Here is a 20,937-nt window from a genome sequence, read left to right on the forward strand (position 1 = left end):
TCTCAGAGACGACATCACTCGCCCGCCGCGTGGCGCGTGGTCAGCGTCGCGCGCACGCTCGCCACATCCTGCGCCCGCACCGTCGGCGCCTGGCCGCCCCACTCCGCGCGCATCCAATTCGTCAGATCGACGATGGCGGCATCGTCGAGGTCTGCGGCAAAACCCGGCATCGCCTCCATGCGCTCGCCGTTCGGAAAACTCTGGGCCGGCAGGCCGGCGAGCACCGCGCGGACGAAGCCCGAGGCGCTCGCGGTGCGGAGCGAGGCGTTGCCGCGCATCGGCACCGAGACGTGGGGAATCCCCTCCCCCTTCGCGCCGTGGCAGCCGGCGCAGAGGCCGGCATAGGTTTTTTCCGCCCGCGCGGTGACATCGGCCGCCACCGGTGCAGGGGTCGGCGGGGCGGGGGGCGCTTCCTCCGCCAAGGCATCGCGGTCGAACAGGTAGGCCGCCATCGCCGTGAGGTCGGCCCGGTCCATGTGGCGGGTGGAGAAATGCACCACGTCGAACATCTGGTGCGTCGCCGAGCCCTGCGCCGAGAGGCCCGAGCCCATGAAGGTCGCGAGGCTCGCGGGCGAGAATCCCATCCGGGTCAGGCCGGTGGGAGTGATGTCGGGCGCTTCCAGCCCCTCGATCACGGCGCCGGTGAGCGCTTGGCTCTGGCGAAGTCCCTGGGTGAGGTCGCGCGGGGTGTGGCACTCGCCGCAATGGCCGAGCGCCTCCGTGACGTAGCGCCCGCGATTCCACAGCGCGGAGCGTTCAGGATCGGGCTCGGCCACTGAGGCAGGGAGATGCAAAAAATTCCAGGCGGCGAGGGTCCAGCGCTGGTCGAACGGGAAGGCGAGGCCGTTCTTGGCATTTGCCACCGGCATCGGCGCGCGGGTCGTCATGTAGGCGAAGAGCGCATCGACATCGCCCTCGCTCATCCCGCGATACGAGGTGTAGGGCATGGCCGGGTAGAGGTGGCGCCCACCCGGCGCGATGCCGTCGCGCAGGGCCCGGTGGAACGCCGCCCGGCTCCAGCCGCCGATGCCTTCCGGGCTCGGCGAGATGTTGGTGGCATGGATCACGCCGAAGGGCGTCTCGAACGGCATGCCGCCGGCCCAGGGCGCGCCGCCGCGGGCGGTGTGGCAGGCATAGCAATCGGCCGCCGCCGCGACCTTGGCGCCGTGAGGGGCGAGTTGCTTGATCTGCTCGGCGGTCAGCGGCGTCTCGACCTTGCTCGAGACGACGCTGCGGTTGAGCGCGCCGGAGAAGACGAGGCCGGCCAGCGCCGCGCCGCCGACGGCGAGGCCGGCAAGAGCGATGAGGGGTTTGCGCATCGCTCGGCTCACGCGGTCACGAGGCCGGGGGTGGCGAGCACGAGGTCGCGCACGGCCGCGTGGTAGCGGACATATCCGGTGCAGCGGCAGATATGCGGGTCGAGCGCTTCGGTGACGACGCGCTCCACCGCCTCGCGCGGCACGGGCGCCGCCTTCAGCCGCTCGATCAGCACGGTCGCAGCGGTGACGAAGCCCGGCGTGCAGTAGCCGCACTGGAACGCGAACCCTTCCACGAAGGCCTGCTGGACCGGCGAGAGTGTGAGGCTGCCGTCGGCGTTCTGCCGGGCATGGCCCTCGACGGTGCGGATCGTCTTGCCCTCGAACCAGTGGGCGCCGGTGATGCAGGTGCGCACCTCCCGCGGCAGCTTGCCGGGCTCCTCGACCATCACGGTGCAGGCGTTGCAGATGCCCTGGCCGCAACCCATGCGGGCCCCGGTGAGGCCGAGCCATTCGTGCAGGAATTCCTGCATCGAGACGCCCTGCGGCACCGGCATCGCAACCGGCTTGCCGTTGACGGTGAGCGAGAGGTTTTCGGATTTCGGCAGGGCGGTCATGCCAGCACCTCGCGGATGTGCTCGGGGCGGATGGGCAGGCTGTGGAAGCGGTGGCCGATGGCGTGCGCGACCGCGTTGGCGAGCGCGGGCACGACCGCGATCATCACCACCTCGGCGATGCCCTTGGGCGGATCGGTCTCGGAGAGCGGGGGGAGGATCTCGACGGTCTGGTTCCAGACCGCGACGTCCTTCGAACGGGGCAGCTCGTAGCGGTTCCAGTTCCACGTGCCGTCGCCGGGCCCGCCCTCGTAGAGCGGCAGGAACTCCTTGAGCGCGTGGCCGATGCCCATGGCGAGCCCGCCCTGGATCTGGCCCGAGACCAGTTCGGGCACGATCTGGCGCCCGCATTCGAGGATCGAGTGGTGCGAGAGGATCGTCACCGTGCCGCTGCCGGTATCGACGGCGACCTCGGCCAACGTCGCCATCGGCGCGTAGTAGGTGGTGCCGACATTGTTGCGCTGGGTCGGCGGGTAGAACACTGCCGACCGCTCGACGAAGTGCCAGCCGCCGGTCGTCATCAGAGCTTGCCGTTCGGCGGAAGCGCCCGCACCGTAGCGCAGCGCCAGGGCGTCGATGGGAAGCCGCGTGCGGCCCGTCCCCGGAAGCTCGAACTCGCCTTCCGTCCATTGCCAGCGGTTGAAGGTGTGGAGCGTGACGCCGACCGGCAGGCCGAGCCGTTGTGCTTCGGCCGCCACCGCTTCCAGCGTCAGCGGGGGTAGGCCCGCGCCCGAGACCTTGCCGTCGGCGAGCCGCAGCTCGTCGGCCCGCATCGTGTGGTACGAGGCGAGCGAACCGCCGCCGAACCCGCGGCCCCAGAGCGAGCGGGCGGCGGGCCAGAGGGCGTGATCGCGTAAGATGCGGGCAGCGCTGCGGGTGGCGTGGCCGAGATAGTAGGCCGAGTTCGTCGCGCTCATCGGCGAGGTGAAGCGCGGCGTCCAGCGCGGGTTCTTGGACAGCCGGTCCTCATCCGCCTGCGGCGTGGTGTAGGGCTGGTCCTCGGTCTCCAGCGGCATCTGCGGCCAGCGCACGACGCCGAACTCGGTCGTCTCCGGCACGCGCCCCAGGATCTCGCCGACCATCACGGCCTGCGAGGTGGTGACGCCCGGCCCCATCTCGTGGGCGACGTGGCGGAGCGTCAGGCGGCCTTGCGGGTCGATCTCGAGCGAGGCCAGTGCGGCCTCGGCGCCGGTGCCGTAATCCTTGTGGACCTGCGCGAAGCCGACGCCGTAACGCTTGCCCGGATTCTTCGCCTCAAAGGCCGCCTTCTTCGCCTGCCGCTCGCGCCAGAGCGGGTGCGCGGCGGCCTTTTCCAGGATTTCATCGTTGCGCAAGGCGCCCGCCGGCACCGCGCCCTGGCTGTTGCGCTGGCCGGAGCGAAAGACGTTGGCGAGCCGCAGCTCGATCGCGTCGCGCCCGAGCAGCTCGGCCGCCTCGTCCACCAGCATCTCGGTGGCCGACATGGTCTGGAGCGTGCCGTAGCCCCGCGTCGAGCCGGCCTCGACCGCGCGGGAGGCGAGCGCCACCGCCTGGAAGTCGCTTTTGGGCAGATAGTAGATCGACTGCGCCGCCGTCGCGCCGACGAAGGACACCGACATCGAGAAGTTCGGGCGCCCGCCCCCGTCGCAGACGTAACGCCCGGTCATCGCCCGGAACCGGCCGCTGGCGCGGTCGATCATCAGGGTGGTGTCCATGGTGAAGCTGTGGCGCTTCAAGCCGTTCTGGAACTGCTCGAACCGGTCGTTGGCGAGCCGCACGGGCCGTCCCCCGCCGTAGAGTCCGGCGAGGATGCAGAGCAGCGGATGGAGGTGGTGATCCTTGGTGCCGTAGCCGACGGTAGTGCCGGCCTTCAGGTCGATCGCGGAAACGGGGAAGCGCGAGGCCTTCACCAGGGCGGCGGCCTGCTCGGCCACCTCGTAGGGGCCCTGCGTCGCCATCATCAGGTGGAGCGTGCCGGTGTCCGCATCGTACCAGACGTTGCCGTTGTCAGCCTCCATCGCCGAGGCATCGACCGATTGCGAGACGTAGGAGCGCTTGAGAACGAGCGCGTCGTCGCCGGCCGCAGCGATCTCGGCGGCGATCGCGTCCGCTGCCGCCATGCCGCGGGCGAAGGGGCCGTCGGTCCCGGCAGCGGGCCAGGCCGGTTCATCGCCCTTGAAGCCGGAAAAAATCGGCGCGTCGCGGTAGGGCGAGAAACGGTCGTCGCCCTCCGGTCCGTCGCCCTCGATCCGCACCCAGCGGGTCGCGCCGTAATGCGCCGGCGTCGCGTAGGCCGTCGTCTCGCCGTAGCGCACCACGTCCTCGTTGAAGCGCACCGCCCGCTTGGCCGCGGCGTAGCGCGGGTAGTCGTGGTAGATCAGCAGCGCCACCGGCTGGCCCAGCAGCCGCGGGGTCTCGCCCGCGGGCACCAGGAAGCGGTCGCCGAAGAAGTCGGGATGGGGCGGCACGGCGAGCCCGTCCTTAACGAGATCCTCGTGCAGCACCAGCCGGTCGGGCTGGAGCCCCTCGCCGAAGCTCGACAGGTCGAGCCCCTCGAAGCGGCGATCCGCTTTTGTCGCGGCGATCAGGAAGGCGTGGGCCTGAATGTCGGGCCAGCCGGCGATGTCGCGGGCGCGGTAATCGCGGGTGAAGGTCTTGGCGCCGGTCACCTTGGCCACCGCATCGAGCCGGGTGCGGGGTTTGCCCCCCGCGATCCAGCCGGGGCCCGGCGCCGCCTCGACGAGGCGGGCCTCCGCTGGGGTGCCGCGCAGGAGCGACACCTTGATGGCGATGCCGGCGGCCGCACTTCCGCGCAGGAAGCCCCGGCGCGACAGGTTGGGGGTCGAGGCTTCCATGATGCTCTCCCTCAGGCCGCGCGGCCGAGCGCGGCCGGGCCCGGCGTCGCCGCGTTGGCGGGCGTCGGTGCGCCGTCCGCATCGTGGGTCTTGGCGGGCTGGCCGAGGCGGTCGGAATTGAGGAACAGGTTCAGCAGGATCGCGCTGATGCAGCCGAGCGTGATGCCGCTGTGCAGGATCGGCCCGGTCCAGGCCGGCATGGTGGCCGAAAAGAAGTTCGGCGCCGCCATCGGGATCAGCGACAGGCCGATCGAGACGGCCACGACGATCTGGTTGCGGCGGTCGCCGAGGTCGGCCTCGCCGACGATCTTGAGCCCGGCCGAGGCCACCATGCCGAAGATCACGATACCGGCCCCACCCAGCACGGCGGGCGGGATCGAGGCGACGACGAAGGCGAGCTTCGGGAACAGGCTGACCGCGAGGATGATGAAGCCCGAGGCCGCGGTGACGTAGCGGCTGCGCACCCGCGTCATGTTCACGAGGCCGACGTTCTGCGAGAACGAGGTGTGCGGGAAGGTGTTGAACACGCCCGCGATCAGCGTCGAGAGCGAATCGGCCATCAGGCCGCGGGTCAGGGTCGGCTTGTCGACCGGCTTGCCGACGATGTCGCCGACCGCGAGGAACATGCCGGTGGATTCGACCAGCGTGACCATCATGACGATGCACATCGCCACCACCGCCGAGAGGTGGAAGGTCGGCCAGCCGAACTTGAACGGCGCCACGAGTTCGATGACCGGGCGGGCGGCGAGGCCTTCGAGGTTGAACAGCCCGAGCGGCCACGCGACTAGGAGGCCCGCGACGAGGCCGATCAGCACGGCGACGTTGGCCACGAACCCGCTGGCGTAGCGGCTCACCAGCAGGATCACGCCGAGCACTAGGCCCGCGACCGCGAGATGCACCGGCGCGCCGAAATCGGTGGCCGCCGCGCCGCCGCCGGCCCATTTGATGCCCACCGGCAGGAGCGTGACCCCGATGATCAGGATCACCGTGCCGGTCACGAGCTGCGGGAAGAACGCCGCGAGGCGATAGAAGAACGGCCGCATGGCGAGCCCGAACAGGCCGGCCGCGATGGTGGCGCCGAAGATGCCCGGCAGTCCGATGGTCGGGTCCTGGGCCATGGCCACCATCGGCCCGACCGAGGCGAAGCTGACGCCCATGATGATCGGCAGACGCACGCCGAAGCCCGGCAGCCCGAGGCTCTGGATCAGGATGGCGAGGCCGGTGACGAAGAGATCGCAGTTGATCAGGAAGGCGACCGTCTCGGCCGAAAGATTGAGCGCCGCGCCGATGATCAGGGGCGGGGCCACCGCGCCGGCGCTCATCACCAGCACGTGCTGCATGCCGTAGGCGGCGAGCTTGGGGATCGGCAGCATCGCGTCGACCGCATTGGTCTCCGCTGCCGCCTTCGGGGCGTCAGTCATGGGACGTTCCTCGCTGTGGGCCAAGGGTTTCGCGGCGTCTTGGCGTCGTGCATCCCGAGCGGGATGCGCGGAGGATCGTCGGGCGTCTTCTGGTCCGCGCCTCTGGCGATCCGGGGGAAGCGGCTTTCAGCTTCCGCGATAGGTGCTGTAGCCGTAGGGGGAGATCAGGAGCGGGACGTGCAGGTGGTCGGGCCCGGCGTCCTGCGGGGCGATGCGGAAGCGCACCGGAACGATGTCGAGGAAGGGATCGCCCCGGTCGAAGTAGTTGCCGACCTCGAAGGCGATCTCGTAGGTGCCGGCCGTCATCTCGGATCCGGCGAGCAGGGGCGCGTCGCAGCGCCCGTCCGCATTGGTCGTGACCGTCCTGAGATGGGTGCGGGTCTCGCCCTCGATTCGGGTGAGATGCAGCCTCAACCCCGCGGCGGGGCGGCCGGTCGAGGTGTCCAGCACGTGGGTCGTGAGCCGGCGGGGCGGACTTTGCGTCTCGGTGGTCATCGGCCGGTTCCCCTTGTGGTGGCCGCCCGGCGGCGGCAAGCTCGGCAGGCATGCGATGTCGGCTAACCTGCTCTGCGACACTTGCAGATCGGGCCGCGCGCACCATCCCGGCTTTTCGGGAACAGCTTCGAAAAACTCCGAACAATACGCGTCATCCGTCGGCGGTATCCTGCTTGCACGCACAAAGGCCGACCCGCCGGTTGCAAATTCGGGGCCCCTCATGCACGCACCGCTTCACACCACCCGCGATATGATCGGCTACGGCCGCAACCTTCCGCAGGCGGATTGGCCCGGCGGCGCCCGGATCGCGGTGCAGATCGTGCTCAATTACGAGGAGGGGGCCGAGAATTGCCTCCTGCACGGCGACGCGGCCTCCGAGGCGTTCCTCTCCGAGATCGTCGGCGCGCAGCCCTGGCCGGGGATGCGCCACATGAACATGGAATCGCTCTACGAGTACGGCGCGCGCGCCGGCTTCTGGCGGCTGTGGCGGCTCTTCACCGAGCGGAAGGTGCCGGTCACCGTGTTCGGCGTCGCCACCGCGCTCGCCCGCAACCCGGACGCGGTCGCGGCCATGCGCGAGGCCGAGTGGGAGATCGCCAGCCACGGCCTCAAGTGGATCGACCACCGCGACATGACCCGCGCCGAGGAAGCCGCGCAGATGGACGCGGCGATCCGGCTCCACGAGGAGGTCACCGGCTCCGCCCCGCTCGGCTGGTACACCGGGCGCTCCTCGGTCAACACGCTCGAACTCGGCCTGGAGCGGGGTTTCGCCTACCTCTCCGACGCCTACGCCGACGACCTGCCCTACTGGCTTCACGGCAAGGCCGGTACCGGGCTCGTGGTGCCCTACACGCTGGACGCCAACGACATGCGCTTCGCCACCCCGCAGGGGTTCAACACCGGCGAGCACTTCTTCACCTACCTGCGCGACACGTTCGACGCGCTCTACGCCGAGGGCGCCACCGCGCCGAAGATGATGTCGGTCGGCCTCCATTGCCGGCTCGTCGGACGGCCCGGCCGAATCGCGGCGATCACCCGCTTCCTCGACCACGTCGCGGCGCATGACGGCGTGTGGCTGACCCGCCGCATCGACATCGCCCGCCACTGGGCCGAGCGGCACCCGGCGCCGGTTCTCAAGCCCAGCACGATGAGCGCGTCGCAATTCCTCACCCGCTTCGGCGACATCTTCGAGGACACGCCGGAGATCGCGCTCCAGGCCTGGGCCTCCGGCCTCACCGCCCGCGAGGACACGGCCGAGGGCCTGCACGCCGCCCTGGTCGCCGCGCTCCGCCACCAGCCGCCCGAGAACCAGCGCGCCCTGGTGCTCGCCCATCCCGAACTCGCCGGCCGCCTCGCCCAATCCGGCGGCCTCACCGACGCCTCCACCGCCGAACAGAGCAGCGCGGGCCTCGGTGCGCTGACGCCGGACCAACTCGCCCAGTTCGAACACCTCAACGCCGCCTACCGCGACCGCTTCGGCCTGCCCTTCGTCATGGCGATCAAGGGCCGCTCCCGCGAAGAAATTCTAGCCGCCTTCGAAGACCGGTTGCGGAATGACGCGGATGCGGAACTGGTTGAGGCGTTACGTCAGATCGAGCGAATTGCTTGGCTGCGGTTGAAGGATCGGCTGCCGGCGGCGGGGTGATTTCCGGTTTGGTTGGTCGCCTGATTCCTGGTCACGCCATTCACGAACACCCTGACGGCGGGCGGCACCCGTGGACAGGACCTTGCCCTTTCCCGCGAATCGGCCGCGGACAGCACGTGGCACTCCGTTGACCGAGGGCTGCGCGCAACCCGCGTACCTTGAGGGACAAAGCATGTTTGCTCATAACGCGGACCGTACTGTCGCCCACTGGGTCTGCCCCTAAATCAGTGCCGGTCGCGGCAATGTCGTCGCCGGACCGAATTGAGGGATCATGGACAAGCTCATCCTCTACACCTCGCCGTCAGCCTTTCCGAACCCGCAGCGGGTGCGCCTACTCGTGCAAGAGAAGGGCATCGCGCAGCACGTCGAGGAGCGCCTGCTCGACATGGCGTCGGTCGGCGAACAGCGCGGCTGGAGGCACCTCAAGCGCAATCCCTGGGGTGAGACCCCGACCCTCGAACTGCCCGATGGCGGTTATCTCGCCGAAAGCGTCGCGATCGCCCGCTATCTCGACCTGAGCTTTCCGGGTCGCAAAATTCTGGGTGAAGGGGCGCTGGAGCAGGCGCAGGACGTGATGTGGAACGACCGGATCTGGGTGCAGATCCTGTATCGTCTCACCACGCTGTTTCACGTGTCCCACCAGGGTCTCGGGCCGAAGCTGGAACTGACGAACAACCCGCAATGGGGTGAGCATTGCCGAAAGGAGGCGCTGGCGCATGCGGGCCTCGTCGAACGGCATCTGTCGGACGGGCGAGACTGGCTCCTCGGCGGCGAGCATCCGACCTTCGCCGACATCACGCTGTGCACGGCGATCGCGTTCTCCAAGTTCGGTCCGGTGGCGACCCCGCTGGACGAGCGCTACGAGCAACTCGACCGGTTCTGGCAGCGCTGGAAGGCGCGCCCGAGCTTCCGCCTCGCCTACGCGGACGGCGGCGGCCTGGAGGAACTGCAGACCGCCTGATCGGCGCACGGCCCGGCGGAGAAGCTACGCCCTGCGCCGGGCTGCCATCCTCGCACCCGGCAGCGCGACGTGCCCAGCAAGGCGGCTGCAACCACACAGACCAGCGCGCGAACGGCGAACGCTACCGCACCGCCCGCTTTCCCACCAATTCCAACTGACCCCCGACGTAACCCCGCAAAGCCTCCGTCGTCATCTCGACGAACGTCTTCGCCCGGTTCGGCAGCATCTTTCGCGACGGATACACCACCCCGAGCGTCACCGAAGTCGGCGGCGTCTCCGGCAGCACCGGCACCAGCCGCCCGTCGGCGAGATACGGCGCCACCTCGTAGACCGGCTTGAGCACGATGCCCTGGCCCTGGAGCGCCCATTCGGTCAGCACGTCGCTGTCGTCGGCGTCGATGCGGCCGGAGACCGGGATCGTCAGCGCTTCGTCGCCGTCGAGCAGGGTCCAGCGGAACTGCTCCGAGCCGGGGAAGCGCAGGAGCAGGCAGGAATGATCCAACAGGTCGGCCGGGGCCTCGAGGGCAGGATGCGCGTCGAGATAGGCCGGCGCGGCGCACAGCATCCGCTCGACATCGGCGACCTTGCGCAGGGTGAAGGTCGAATCGCGCATCTGCGAGAGGCGCACCGCCACGTCGACCGCCTCCTGCACGAGGTCGAGCAGATGGTCGGACAGGCGCAGGTGCACGTCGGCCTCGGCGTGGCGTTCGCGGAAGGCCGGAATCAGCGGCGCCACCACGCGGCGCCCGAGGCTCAGGGGGGCCGTGACCTTCAGCGTGCCGCGCGGGGCGGCGCCTTGCGTCTCGACGCTCTTCTCGGCGCGCTCGACGGAAGCCGCGACGTCGAGGCAGCGGTCGTAGAAGACGCGGCCGGCTTCCGTCAGGTTCATCCGCCGGGTGGTGCGCGTCAGCAGCAGGCAGCCGAGATGCTCCTCCAGCGTCTGGATGCGGTAGCTGATCACCGACGGCGACAGCCGCAGCGAACGCCCGGCCGCGGAAAAACTGCCGGTCTCAGCCGCGCGCATGAAGATGCGGATGGATTCCAGCGACAGCATCGCGAGGCCCAAAAAACGCGAACGGCGACAAGCCGTGGCAGGACAATCGCATGGCGGCGCCGTCCCGACCCCGGGTCAGCTTACGAAAAATTCGAAAACTGACAAGGAATTCGGCGGGCATACAAGCGGCCCGGCATCGCTAGGATCGGGGGAAGAATTCGGAGGGACCGGCCGTGGAGAGCTTCGTCTGGGAGTGGGGCAGCCTGCTGCTGCGCTGGCTTCACATCGTGGCGGCGATGGCCTGGATCGGCTCGTCGTTCTTCTTCATGCATCTCGACGCCTCGCTGAAGCGTACGCCCGACATCCCGGCCGGCGAAGGCGCGGCCGCCTGGCAGGTGCATGGCGGCGGCTTCTACGAGATGCGCAAGTATTTCGTCGCGCCCGAGCACCTTTCGCCCGATCTCACGTGGCACAAGTGGCAGGCCTACACCACGTGGCTGTCGGGCTTCGTGCTGCTCGCCTGGATCTATTACGCCCAGTCGAAGCTCTACCTCGTCGATCCGGCGGTGATGGATCTTTCCGCCCCCGCCGCAAGCGCGGTCGGAATCGGCGCCCTGGCGCTCGGTTGGCTCATCTACGACCGCATCTGCCGTTCCCCCATCGGAAAAAGCGAATCCGGCCTCGCCGCCATCGGCCTCCTCGTCATCACGGCGGCGGCTTTCGGCTTCGCCCAGGTGTTCAGCGGGCGCGGCGCGCTGATCCATACCGGCGCCCTGATGGCGACCTGGATGGCCGGCAACGTCTTCCTCGTCATCATCCCCAACCAGCGCAAGGTCGTGGCCGCCCTCATGAAGGGCGAGCGGCCGGACCCGAACCTCGGCAAGCAGGCCAAGCAGCGCTCGGCGCAGAACAACTACCTGACCCTGCCGGTCGTGCTCCTGATGATCTCCAACCACTACCCGATGCTGTTTTCCTCGAACGCGACGATCCCGCTGATCGTTGCCCTCATCACGGCCTCGGGCGCGGTCATCCGCTTCTTCTACAACGTGCGGCATGCCGACCATGCCCGTTCGCCCTGGTGGGCCTGGGCCGCGGCTACCGCAGGCCTCGGGGCCGCCTTCGCGGTGGCGCTCGCCGGCAGCGCCGGGGGGCGCTCGATCCTCGGCCTGCCGCCGCAGGCGGCGGTGTCTGAGACCGTGAAGCTCGCCTCGGCCGATCCCGCCCTCGCGCTGGCGAAGGCGAGCCCGCCGGACCACGTCGTCGAACTGGTGGCCGGGCGCTGCGCCATGTGCCACGCCGCCGAGCCGGCCTGGGAGGGGATCGGCGTCGCGCCCAAGGGGGTTCTGCTCGACAGCGGGCCGGCAATCGGCCGTCAGGCGGAAGCGATCCGACGGCAGGCGGTGCTGACCCACAACATGCCGCCCAACAACATCACCGAGATGACATCGGAAGAGCGGCAGGTTCTCGCCGATTGGCTCAAGGACACCACGCGATGAGTTCGCTGCTTCTGAAGAACGCCGATGTCCTCGTGACCATGGACGAAGGGCGGCGCGAGATCCGCGGCGGCGGGGTCTATATCGAGGACAACCGGATCGTCGCCGTCGGTGCCATGGACACCCTGCCGGAGACGGCCGGCGAAGTGATCGACATGGCCGGCCACGTCGTGCTGCCCGGTCTCGTCAACACCCACCACCACATGTACCAGACGCTCACCCGCGCGGTGCCGGGCGCGCAGGACGCCGAGCTGTTCGGCTGGCTGAAGGCCCTCTACCCGATCTGGGCGCGGCTGACCCCGGAGATGATCCGGGTCTCGACCCAGACCGCGATGGCCGAACTGATCCTGTCGGGCTGCACCACGTCGAGCGACCACCTCTACATCTACCCCAACGGCTGCCGGCTCGACGATTCGATCGAGGCCGCCGAGGGGATCGGCATGCGCTTCCACGCGGCCCGCGGCGCCATGAGCGTCGGCGAGAGCAAGGGCGGCCTGCCGCCGGATTCCGTCGTCGAGGACGAGGGCGCGATCCTCACCGAGACCCGCCGCCTCATCGAAAGCTGGCACGATGCCGAGCGCTATTCCATGCGCCGCATCGTGGTGGCGCCGTGCTCGCCCTTCTCGGTCAGCCGCGATTTGATGCGGGAATCGGCCGTGCTGGCGCGCTCCTACGGCGTCGGCCTGCACACGCATCTGGCCGAGACCGCCGACGACGTCGCCTATAGCCGCGAAAAGTTCGGGATGACGCCGGCCGAATACGCGGCCGAACTCGGCTGGACCGGGCGCGACGTGTGGCACGCCCACTGCGTCAAGCTCGACGAGGCGGGGATCAAGCTGTTCGGGAAGACCCGCACCGGCGTCGCCCACTGCCCCTGCTCGAACATGCGGCTGGCCTCGGGCATCGCCCCGGTCGGGCGGATGCGCTGCGAGGGCGTCAGCGTGGGCCTCGGCGTCGACGGTTCGGCCTCCAACGACGGCTCGCACATGCTGGGCGAGGCGCGCCAAGCGATGCTGCTCGCCCGCGTCGGCTTCGGCCCCTCGGCGATGACCGGCCGCGAGGCACTGGAGATCGCCACCCGCGGCGGCGCGCAGGTGCTCGACCGCGACGATATCGGCGCGCTCGCTCCCGGCATGGCGGCGGACGTGGTGGCCTTCGACATGCGCGGCCTCGAGACCGCGGGGGCCCTGCACGATCCGGTCGCCGCTCTGGTCTTCTGCGCGCCGCAGCGGGTGGCCTGGAGCGTCATCAACGGCCGCGTGGTCGTGCGCGAGGGGCGGCTGACCACCGTCGACACCCGCACGCTCGCCGCCCGCCACAACGCCCTCGCCGCCGCCCTCGTGCGCGACGAGGCGCGGTAATGGGAGACCGTCCGATGCCCGCTTCCCCCTACAACCCGCCCTGCGGCGGCCTCCCGCCCCAGACCGCGCTGATGACCGGCCGGGCCGTGTTCACCGAGGCCTACGCGGTGATCCCCAAGGGCGTGATGAGCGACATCGTCACCAGCGTGCTGCCCTTTTGGGAGGGCACGCGGGCCTGGATGCTGTCGCGCCCGCTTTCGGGCTTCTCCGAGACGTTTTCGCAATACCTGATGGAGGTGGCGCCGAACGGCGGCAGCGAGCGGCCGGAGCCCGATCCGAGCGCGGAGGGCGTGCTGTTCGTCGTCGGCGGGGCGCTCCGCCTCGTCCTCGACGGCAAGGCGCACGCGCTGCAACCCAGCAGCTACGTCTACCTGCCGCCGGGCGCCGCCTGGAGCCTGCGCAACGACGGGTCCGAGCCCGCCCGCTTCCACTGGGTCCGCAAAGCCTACGAGCGGGTGGCGGGCATCGAGGTGCCGCCGGCTTTCGTCGTCGACGAGCGGGAGATCGCCCCCATCGCGATGCCGGGCACGGACGGGGCTTGGGCCACCACCCGCTTCGTCTCGCCCGACGACGTGCGCCACGACATGCACGTCAACATCGTCACCTTCCAGCCCGGCGGCTCGATCCCGTTCGAGGAGACGCACGTGATGGAGCACGGCCTGTTCGTGCTGGAAGGCAAGGCGGTCTACCGGCTCAACCGCGACTGGGTCGAGGTGGAGGCCGGCGACTTCATGTGGCTGCGCGCCTTCTGCCCGCAGGCCTGCTACGCCGCCGGCCCCGGCCCGTTCCGCTACCTGCTCTACAAGGACGTGAACCGCCACCCCGCCCTCAGCCCCTTCCGGTCGGCCCGATGAGCGCGCGCGATATCCTCATCGCGCCGCTGACCCCAGAGGCTTTCGCCCCCTTCGGCACGGTAATCGACAAGGCCGCCGTCGCGCCCCGCCCGATGAACGCCGGCAAGGCGCGCCGCTACCACGACCTCGCCGAAGTGCCGGTGGCGGGCGAGGGAAGCCGCGTGGTGATCGGCCATGTCGAGGCCGAGCCCTACGCGCTGCCGCTCTCCTTGAGCCTCGTCGAGCGTCACCCACTCGGCGCCCAGGCCTTCGTGCCGCTGAGCCCAGCGCCCTTCCTCGTCGTGGTCTGCCCCGACGAGGATGGCCGCCCCGGCCGACCGCGCGCCTTCCTCACCGCGCCGGGCCATGGTGTCTGCTACGGCCTCAATGTCTGGCACGGCGTGCTCACGCCGCTGAACGCCCCCCAGGACTTCCTCGTGATCGACCGCGGCGGCCCCGGCTCGAACCTCGAAGAGCACGTTTTTGAGGAGCCCTGGACCATCCTCCCGCCGAACGCCGCCTGACCCGCCGAACCTCACGCCGAGGCTTGCCAAGATCGCCCCATCCGTCTAAGACCCGCCCACGATCGCGGACCGCCGCATAGGCCCGTCCGACCATCGACGCCGCAATAGCTCAGCTGGTAGAGCACCTCATTCGTAATGAGGGGGTCGGGGGTTCGAATCCCTCTTGCGGCACCACTTCTCCCTTTCAAAATCGTTCTTTCCGACCAGCGGCTTACACGTCGGAATGAGGGGGCGATCACACCGCCGATCGATGCGCCGGAGCCGGTCCCCAAACCAGGCGCCCGAGCATCAGCCCCAGCCTGCGCGCGGCCAGTGCGGCCATCACCATCCAGCCCACGGCGAGCCAGACGGCTTGAAGCAGCAGCCCCACCACGTCCCCCAGGACGAGCGCAGCCGTTCCGAGCAGCTTGAGCGTCGCCCGCGTTCTTCTGCCCATGGCTTCGGCGAGACGGCGGGCGCGTCCCAGCTCTCCGGCATTGCGCGCGACACCGAGAACCTGAGCCGCGCCGCGCTGGCCGATCCGCGCTTCCAGCGCGACGACATCCTGCCCCATGGCTGAAATCGTGCGGACGGCGCCCGGCCGGAGCACCCGCTGCGCCGCCGACCGCATCGCGGGAAGGTCGAAGACGCGGGCGCCCGCAACGGCTTGCCTGAGGGCGGCCTTGTCCAGGGCCGTAACCGCCAGCCCGCCCATCTTCTCGATCAGCTCACGCGACAGAAGGCCCGCCCGACGCGCGCCCTTGAGCAGGCTCAAGCCCCGTGTCACGGGCGCCTTGGCCGCGAGGCTGGTGCCGCCGCTCGGCAACAACGCAGCCACCGTCAGGCCGGTCAGGGCGAGACCGGCCGTCGAGAGCCCGAGAATGACGGTGTCGTAGGGCTGACCCTGGATCAGCTTGCCCCCCTCCTGCCAGAGGTCGCGCACGTCGCCGATCCCGACAAGGTCCGCCGAGAGCGAGCCCGCCGCCCCCATCCACGTGTCGGAGGCGCCGGTCGCGGCACCGTCGAGAAACGCCGCTGCGGGGCTGCCTTCGGCCGGCAGGGCCAGAGCCGCGACCCGGGCGCGGCGATCCGCATCGACCGTCGCGCCTTGAGCGGCGGCGAGTTCGAGGAAGCTGCGCGCGAGATCGCCATCGCCCCGGCTGACGGCGTCGTCGATCTCGGCGGCGATCCGCTGTTCGGTGGCGACGGCGGCGAGGCGAAGGGTCGAGAGGCGGGCCGGGTCGTCGGCGGCCTGAAGCTGGCCGACGCTCGAGGCGGCCTGCGGCAGGGTCCAAGCGCCGCCCGCGATCACGGCCGCCAGGAGAGCGCCCGTCGCCGCGAGACGCAGGGATGCCGAACGTGCGACGATCATGGAGCGGGTCTCATCGAGCGGCTGCTGTCGTTCGACCTCAGGGACTGCCGGTCTTCTTGTAGCGGCAGCGACCGAGCAGGGCCACGGCCTTCGCCCGGTCGAGCGCCGGCGCTTCCGGCCCGGTCACGCCGGCTCGAAAGGGACGTGGGCCGAATGCCGGAGCGCGCGCCGGTCCCTATCAGCGGCAGGTGACGTGGACCGTGAAGAGCTTGGCCTGTTCGGCGACGCTGGCGGCGTCGAGCGGGGTCGGGCTCTTGATGCCGACAGTGGTCGGAATGCCGTTGGCGTCGAGGAAGTTGAGGGCTATCATCGTCTTGATCGCGAAGTTGACGTTCTGCGGGATGTCGCCCTTGCCCGCCAGCGCGACGTTCAGGGCGTTCAACTTCGATTGGATCACGCCCACCACCGCCCCGTACTGATCGACGAGCGGACCGCCGCTGTTGCCGGGCTGGACCGGCGTCGAGATCTGCAGCATGCGCGTGTCGTCACCGAGGCCCGCCGACGCCGTGATGTTGCCGACGGTGAAATTGCCCGACGCCGCGAGCAGGCTCGGGAGCGGGAAGCCGTAGGCGTAGACGCTCTCGCCGATCCGGGGGCGCAGCGACATCGCCGGAACCACCGGCTTCTCGATGCCTGTGCTGAGCACCGCTAGATCGTTCTGCGCGTCGGTCGCAACGAGGCGGGCGCGCACCGACGGCACGCCGAACTTCGCCACGCTGATCTCGGTGCAATTCCCGATCACGTGGTGATTGGTGAGGACATGTCCGGCGTCGGACACGAAGAAGCCTGTACCGGACGTGACGCCGTCCTTCTTCGGCGCGGCCTCGGCCTTGCCTCCCTCCTTGCCCGCCGTGGATTTGGCTTCGACCACCGCCTTCTGACAATCGATCATCGCGCTGATCGCATCGGACGAGCCGGACAGGGACAGGCGGGCGATCGATTTCTGCTCGAAAATCACATCGACGCCGCCCGCCCGGGCGATGTCGAGGACGAAGCCTTTCTTGAGGCCGGAGGCGTACAGGCCGCGCTCGTTCGTCCGCTCGACGCCGGTGAACCGGCCCTTCCACCGACCGCGACCCGTCATCATCGCCAGATGATAGACGCGGTCGGGCTCGATCGACTTCCAGCGCGGATTGGTGAAGGCAAGGAACGCTTCGTCCTTGTCGCCGTCGAACCCCATCCAGACCGTCGTCTCATCCTGATAGGTGGCGGCGGCGAGGCAGCCGTTCAGCGCCTTGCTGACGCCGATCGACCAGCCGGCGACCTTCTCGATAGACTTGTCCACGCTCAGGACCGGACCGGCCTGCGCGGCGCCCGCGACCAGGAGGCCGAGGGCGGCGGCGATTGCGCTGCGCATGCGTGCGGGTGCCCGTGAGCGGGATTGCAGGGTGAGGCGAGGCTCAGTTGCCGCGCACCGGGATCGGCTGGGCCGAGCCCGCGAACGGGTCGGACGCGGTGTTGATGCGCGCCGGGATCACGCCGGCGCCCTGACGTCGCGCCGGGGCGGAAGCATAGGTGCCGCGCGCGCGCCGGTTGCGATAGACGACGACCGTTCTGGGGCGGGCAGAATAGTATCGCGGGCGTGGTGCAGCCACCATCGCGCCGAGCGCAAATCCGACGGCGGCGCCGGCAAGTCCATCGAGAGGTCCGGCCGCCGCGCGCGGCATTATCCCGATACCGACGAGCAGAGTCGCTGCGACGGCGAAGAAAGACTTCGACACGATGCTCATGGTGGCTTTTCCAAATACGGGAAATGCCGAGGAGCCGCAGCATCGCGCGAATTCGCTCGCCCGCTCAAGACGGGGCCTGGTCGATTCGCCCGCGGCCGATTCAACCTTGGCGCGGGATCGACCTTACTTGAAGTGTCAGGCTTGTGAAGCGCCGTGCCCCATTTTTTTCACAATCCGGCCAAGCTCGTCGTGATTAAGGTTGAGCGTGTGTGATCCGGCCGGTTCAACGCGTGCGGGATCGCGGATTGCGCGGTTCCCCGCAGGCCGTTTCATCGAAGCCGCCGCCGGTCGGCGGGGCTTCGTTCGATCGCGAAATCGTCTCGGTCGAGCGCTGCGCGCTCACTCCCACTCGATCGTCCCCGGCGGCTTCGAGGTGATGTCGTAGGTCACCCGGTTGATGCCCTTCACCTCGTTGATGATGCGCGTGGCCACGCGGCCGAGGAAGGCCATGTCGAAGGGGTAGAAGTCGGCGGTCATGCCGTCGACCGAGGTGACGGCGCGCAGCGCGCAGACATGGTCGTAGGTGCGTCCGTCGCCCATCACGCCAACGGTCTTGACGGGGAGGATCACCGCGAAGGCCTGCCAGATCGTGTCGTAGAGGCCGGCCTGGCGAATCTCGTCGAGATAGATCGCGTCGGCCTTGCGCAGGGCCTCCAGCTTCTCACGGGTGATGACGCCGGGGCAGCGGATCGCCAGCCCCGGGCCGGGGAAGGGATGGCGGCCCACGAAGCTCTCGGGGAGACCGAGTTCCCGGCCGAGCAGGCGCACCTCGTCCTTGAACAGCTCGCGCAGGGGCTCGACGAGCTTCATATTCATGCGCTCGGGCAGCCCACCGACATTGTGGTGGCTCTTGATCGTCACCGACGGCCCGCCGGAGAACGACACGCTTTCGATCACGTCGGGATAGAGCGTGCCTTGCGCCAGGAACGCCGCGCCGCCGATCTTCTTGGCTTCCGCCTCGAACACGTCGATGAACAGCCGGCCGATCGTCTTGCGCTTCACCTCAGGATCATCGACGCCTTCGAGCGCGCGGATGAACAGATCCTGCGCCTCCACGTGGACCAGCGGGATGTTGTAGTGGTCGCGGAACAGCCGCACGACCTCCGCGCCCTCGTCCATTCGCATCAGGCCGTGATCGACGAAGACGCAGGTGAGCTGGTCGCCGATCGCCTCGTGGATCAGCACCGCGGCCACCGACGAATCGACGCCGCCGGACAGGCCGCAGATCACCTTTTCCTTGCCGACCTGGGCGCGAATCTTGGCGATGGCCTCCTCGCGATAGGTCCCCATGGTCCAGTCGCCGGAGCAGCCGGCGATGTCGCGCACGAAGTTGCGGATCAGCAGCGCGCCGTGGGGCGTGTGATGCACCTCCGGATGGAACTGGACGGCGTAGTACTTCCGGGCTTCGTCCGCGACGGCGGCGAAGGGCGCGTTGCGCGACATCGCCACCGTGGTGAAGCCCTCCGGCAGCTTGGTGACGCGATCCCCATGGCTCATCCAGACCGGGTACTTCTCGCCGACATGCCAGACGCCCTTGAAGAGCGGCGAGTCGGAGAGGATTTCGACCTCGGCGCGGCCGAACTCGGCATGGTGGCCACCCTCGACCTGACCGCCGAGCTGGGCCGCCATGGTCTGCTGGCCGTAGCAGATGCCGAAAACCGGAACGCCGGCCTCGAAGATTTTTTGCGGGGCACGCGGCGAGAGGTCGGTGGTGACGGATTCAGGCCCGCCGGAAAGAATCACGCCCTTGGGCCGGTGCGCCTCGAAGGCAGCTTCCGCCTTGGTGAAGGGCACAATCTCGCAATAGACCCCTTCCTCGCGCACCCGGCGCGCGATGAGCTGCGTCACCTGGCTCCCGAAATCCACGATCAGGATCTTGTCGTGGTGGGAAGTGTCGACGGCGGAAATGTCGTTGGTCATGCGATCGGGCCCTTTGCGCACGGGTTAGACGACGCGTCCCGGCGGCGCAACGCGTGCGGCGTCGTGTCCCCCGTGCGGTTCGTGCGGCACCAATTCGATGAACCGGACGTTCACGCCCCCGGGGCGATATCCCGAAGCCCCTCGCAACGGACAGGAGTCACTTCCGACCATGAGAGCCGCTCTCTTCGGACTTGCCGTCACGCTCGCAGGCCTCGGCGCCGCCGCGCCGGCTTCCGCCCTCCCCCTCGCCGGCGCGATGCCGGGCGCCGCCCCGGTCTCGGACGGGCTGTTTCAGCAGGCCCGGGTCGTGCGCCGCGAGGTGATCCGTGGCCCCCGCTGCAAGACCGTCATCACCAAGCGCCGCGGTCCGTTCGGCCGCGTGACTGTGGTGCGCAAGCGCCGCTGCTTCTGATTTGTCGACAGGGGCGGCCCCGCGGGGCCGCCCTCACGATTTCAGCATCCCGTGGCCGCGCATCCAGGCCATGAACAGGCCGGGCCAGGCCGAAGCCGGACTGCCCGGTACGCCGAGGCCGAAGCCGTGGCCGCCGCGCTCGAACAGGTGCATCTCCACCGGCACGCCCGCCTGACGGAGCGCCGCGTGCATCAGCAGCGGATGGTCGGTCACCGCGATCCGGTCGTCGGAGGCCTGCACCATGAAGATCGGCGGCGTGCGCGCATTCACCTGCACCTCCACCGAATAGGCTCGGCGCCGCGCGTCCGGCGGGTCGTCGCCGACCAGAACCTTCCGGCTCGAGATGGTGCGGTCGTAGGGCGCCCGCATGGTGATGATCGGGTAGATCAGCCCGGCGAAGCTCGGCCGCGCGTTCAGGCCGTCGGCCTCGTCGAGATCGTCGTAGAGGTCCTGCTCGGCATCCGTCGCCGTGGTGCCCGCCAAATGGCCGCCCGCGGAGAAGCCGAGGACGCCGATGCGGTCGGGGTCGATCCCGAATTCCTCCGCCCGCCAGCGCACGAGCCGCATGGCGCGCTGCGCATCCTGGCGTGGGGCGTCGGCGCCGTCGCGCCAGCCTTCCACGGGCAAGCGATAGATCAGGACGAAGGCGGTGAGGCCGCCCTTGGCGAGCCATTGGCCCACCGGAAGCCCCTCGTTGCCGATATCGATGCGTCTGTAGCCGCCGCCTGCCGCCACCACCACCGCGGCCCCGTTCGGCCGCTCCGGGCGGATCACGAGAAGGCAGGGGCGCACCACCCCGGTGACGACCCCGGTCAGCGTCTCGTCGAAGCGGTATTCGGAGCGGTACGGCCCGCCCCCGCCCGGCGGCCGTTCGGGCCAGAGGTCGATGACTTCGAGGTCCGAGCCCGGCGCCGATTTCGGCAGGGGCTGCACCACGTCGTCGGAGACGCGCACGGGCGGCCGTGCCCGAAGCGTTCCCTGGGCGAGTGCCCGCTCGCCGGTGAGGGCCGCCGCGGTGCCCGCGAGCAGCGCGCGCCGGTGAAGCGTCATGGACAAAGCCTCGTCATGGTCGGTCCCGTCACGGCAGAAGCCG

General features: G+C 69.5%; 18 protein-coding genes and 1 tRNA gene. 8 read left to right on the forward strand and 11 right to left on the reverse strand.

Going from position 1 to position 20,937, the window contains the following annotated elements; translation table 11 throughout:
- Positions 1-14: 14 nt before the first annotated feature.
- The 5 genes from BM140_RS08285 to uraH all read right to left on the reverse strand — a co-directional run bounded on the left by BM140_RS08285 (position 15) and on the right by uraH (position 6,620).
- Entirely contained in the window at positions 15-1,319 is a 1,305-nt protein-coding gene (locus BM140_RS08285; protein ID WP_091943965.1) for a c-type cytochrome, read from the reverse strand.
- Positions 1,320-1,327: 8 nt separating this feature from the next.
- Positions 1,328-1,873 carry a (2Fe-2S)-binding protein gene (locus BM140_RS08290; RefSeq protein WP_091943968.1) on the reverse strand — a complete coding sequence of 182 codons (546 nt, stop codon included), beginning with the start codon at positions 1,871-1,873 and terminating at the stop codon, positions 1,328-1,330.
- Positions 1,870-4,704 (reverse strand): xanthine dehydrogenase family protein molybdopterin-binding subunit, encoded by a 2,835-nt coding sequence (locus tag BM140_RS08295; protein ID WP_091943971.1) that lies wholly within the window; start codon positions 4,702-4,704, stop codon positions 1,870-1,872. The genes BM140_RS08290 and BM140_RS08295 overlap by 4 nt, the downstream gene beginning before the upstream one ends.
- A gap of 11 nt (positions 4,705-4,715) precedes the next feature.
- Positions 4,716-6,125, reverse strand: coding sequence for a nucleobase:cation symporter-2 family protein (locus BM140_RS08300; RefSeq protein ID WP_091943974.1), 1,410 nt, complete (start codon positions 6,123-6,125; stop codon positions 4,716-4,718).
- A 126-nt stretch (positions 6,126-6,251) separates the two neighbouring features.
- Positions 6,252-6,620: a hydroxyisourate hydrolase gene (uraH, locus tag BM140_RS08305; RefSeq protein WP_091943977.1), complete on the reverse strand. Its 369-nt coding sequence runs from the start codon at positions 6,618-6,620 to the stop codon at positions 6,252-6,254.
- Between the two features lie 220 nt (positions 6,621-6,840).
- On the opposite strand from uraH, the gene puuE reads away from it, so the two are divergent.
- Together puuE and BM140_RS08315 are read left to right on the forward strand one after the other, a co-directional pair.
- Positions 6,841-8,265, forward strand: coding sequence for an allantoinase PuuE (gene puuE / locus BM140_RS08310; protein ID WP_091943980.1), 1,425 nt, complete (start codon positions 6,841-6,843; stop codon positions 8,263-8,265).
- Between the two features lie 271 nt (positions 8,266-8,536).
- Positions 8,537-9,226 (forward strand): glutathione S-transferase family protein, encoded by a 690-nt coding sequence (locus BM140_RS08315; protein WP_091943983.1) that lies wholly within the window; start codon positions 8,537-8,539, stop codon positions 9,224-9,226.
- A gap of 121 nt (positions 9,227-9,347) precedes the next feature.
- On the opposite strand, the gene BM140_RS08320 is transcribed toward BM140_RS08315, so the two are convergent.
- Positions 9,348-10,280, reverse strand: coding sequence for a LysR family transcriptional regulator (locus tag BM140_RS08320; protein WP_091944472.1), 933 nt, complete (start codon positions 10,278-10,280; stop codon positions 9,348-9,350).
- Positions 10,281-10,453: 173 nt separating this feature from the next.
- On the opposite strand from BM140_RS08320, the gene BM140_RS08325 reads away from it, so the two are divergent.
- From BM140_RS08325 to BM140_RS08345, 5 genes are all read left to right on the forward strand, one after another.
- The gene (locus BM140_RS08325; RefSeq protein WP_091943986.1) at positions 10,454-11,716 is read left to right on the forward strand and encodes a urate hydroxylase PuuD; all 1,263 of its coding nucleotides are present in this window, start codon (positions 10,454-10,456) and stop codon (positions 11,714-11,716) included.
- Entirely contained in the window at positions 11,713-13,074 is a 1,362-nt protein-coding gene (locus BM140_RS08330; RefSeq protein WP_091943989.1) for an 8-oxoguanine deaminase, read from the forward strand. The genes BM140_RS08325 and BM140_RS08330 overlap by 4 nt, the downstream gene beginning before the upstream one ends.
- Positions 13,075-13,088: 14 nt before the next feature.
- The gene (locus tag BM140_RS08335; RefSeq protein WP_091943992.1) at positions 13,089-13,928 is read left to right on the forward strand and encodes a bifunctional allantoicase/(S)-ureidoglycine aminohydrolase; all 840 of its coding nucleotides are present in this window, start codon (positions 13,089-13,091) and stop codon (positions 13,926-13,928) included.
- Positions 13,925-14,431: an ureidoglycolate lyase gene (locus BM140_RS08340; RefSeq protein ID WP_091943995.1), complete on the forward strand. Its 507-nt coding sequence runs from the start codon at positions 13,925-13,927 to the stop codon at positions 14,429-14,431. The genes BM140_RS08335 and BM140_RS08340 overlap by 4 nt, the downstream gene beginning before the upstream one ends.
- Before the next feature lie 98 nt (positions 14,432-14,529).
- A tRNA-Thr gene (locus BM140_RS08345) sits at positions 14,530-14,605 on the forward strand.
- A gap of 61 nt (positions 14,606-14,666) precedes the next feature.
- On the opposite strand, the gene BM140_RS08350 is transcribed toward BM140_RS08345, so the two are convergent.
- The 4 genes from BM140_RS08350 to guaA form a co-directional block, all read right to left on the reverse strand.
- Entirely contained in the window at positions 14,667-15,782 is a 1,116-nt protein-coding gene (locus tag BM140_RS08350; protein ID WP_091943998.1) for a hypothetical protein, read from the reverse strand.
- Between the two features lie 178 nt (positions 15,783-15,960).
- Positions 15,961-17,139, reverse strand: a complete 1,179-nt coding sequence (locus BM140_RS08355) for a S1C family serine protease (RefSeq protein WP_091944001.1) — start codon at positions 17,137-17,139, stop codon at positions 15,961-15,963.
- A 43-nt stretch (positions 17,140-17,182) separates the two neighbouring features.
- Positions 17,183-17,512: a hypothetical protein gene (locus BM140_RS08360; RefSeq protein ID WP_091944003.1), complete on the reverse strand. Its 330-nt coding sequence runs from the start codon at positions 17,510-17,512 to the stop codon at positions 17,183-17,185.
- Between the two features lie 339 nt (positions 17,513-17,851).
- Positions 17,852-19,432, reverse strand: a complete 1,581-nt coding sequence (guaA, locus tag BM140_RS08365) for a glutamine-hydrolyzing GMP synthase (RefSeq protein ID WP_091944007.1) — start codon at positions 19,430-19,432, stop codon at positions 17,852-17,854.
- A gap of 169 nt (positions 19,433-19,601) precedes the next feature.
- On the opposite strand from guaA, the gene BM140_RS08370 reads away from it, so the two are divergent.
- Entirely contained in the window at positions 19,602-19,844 is a 243-nt protein-coding gene (locus BM140_RS08370) for a hypothetical protein (RefSeq protein WP_091944010.1), read from the forward strand.
- 33 nt (positions 19,845-19,877) lie between these two features.
- Here the strand turns inward: BM140_RS08370 and BM140_RS08375 are convergent, their stop codons facing one another.
- Positions 19,878-20,894, reverse strand: a complete 1,017-nt coding sequence (locus BM140_RS08375) for an alpha/beta hydrolase (RefSeq protein WP_091944013.1) — start codon at positions 20,892-20,894, stop codon at positions 19,878-19,880.
- Positions 20,895-20,937 lie beyond the last annotated feature (43 nt).

The organism is Methylorubrum salsuginis, assembly GCF_900114375.1.
Lineage (GTDB): Bacteria > Pseudomonadota > Alphaproteobacteria > Rhizobiales > Beijerinckiaceae > Methylobacterium > Methylobacterium salsuginis.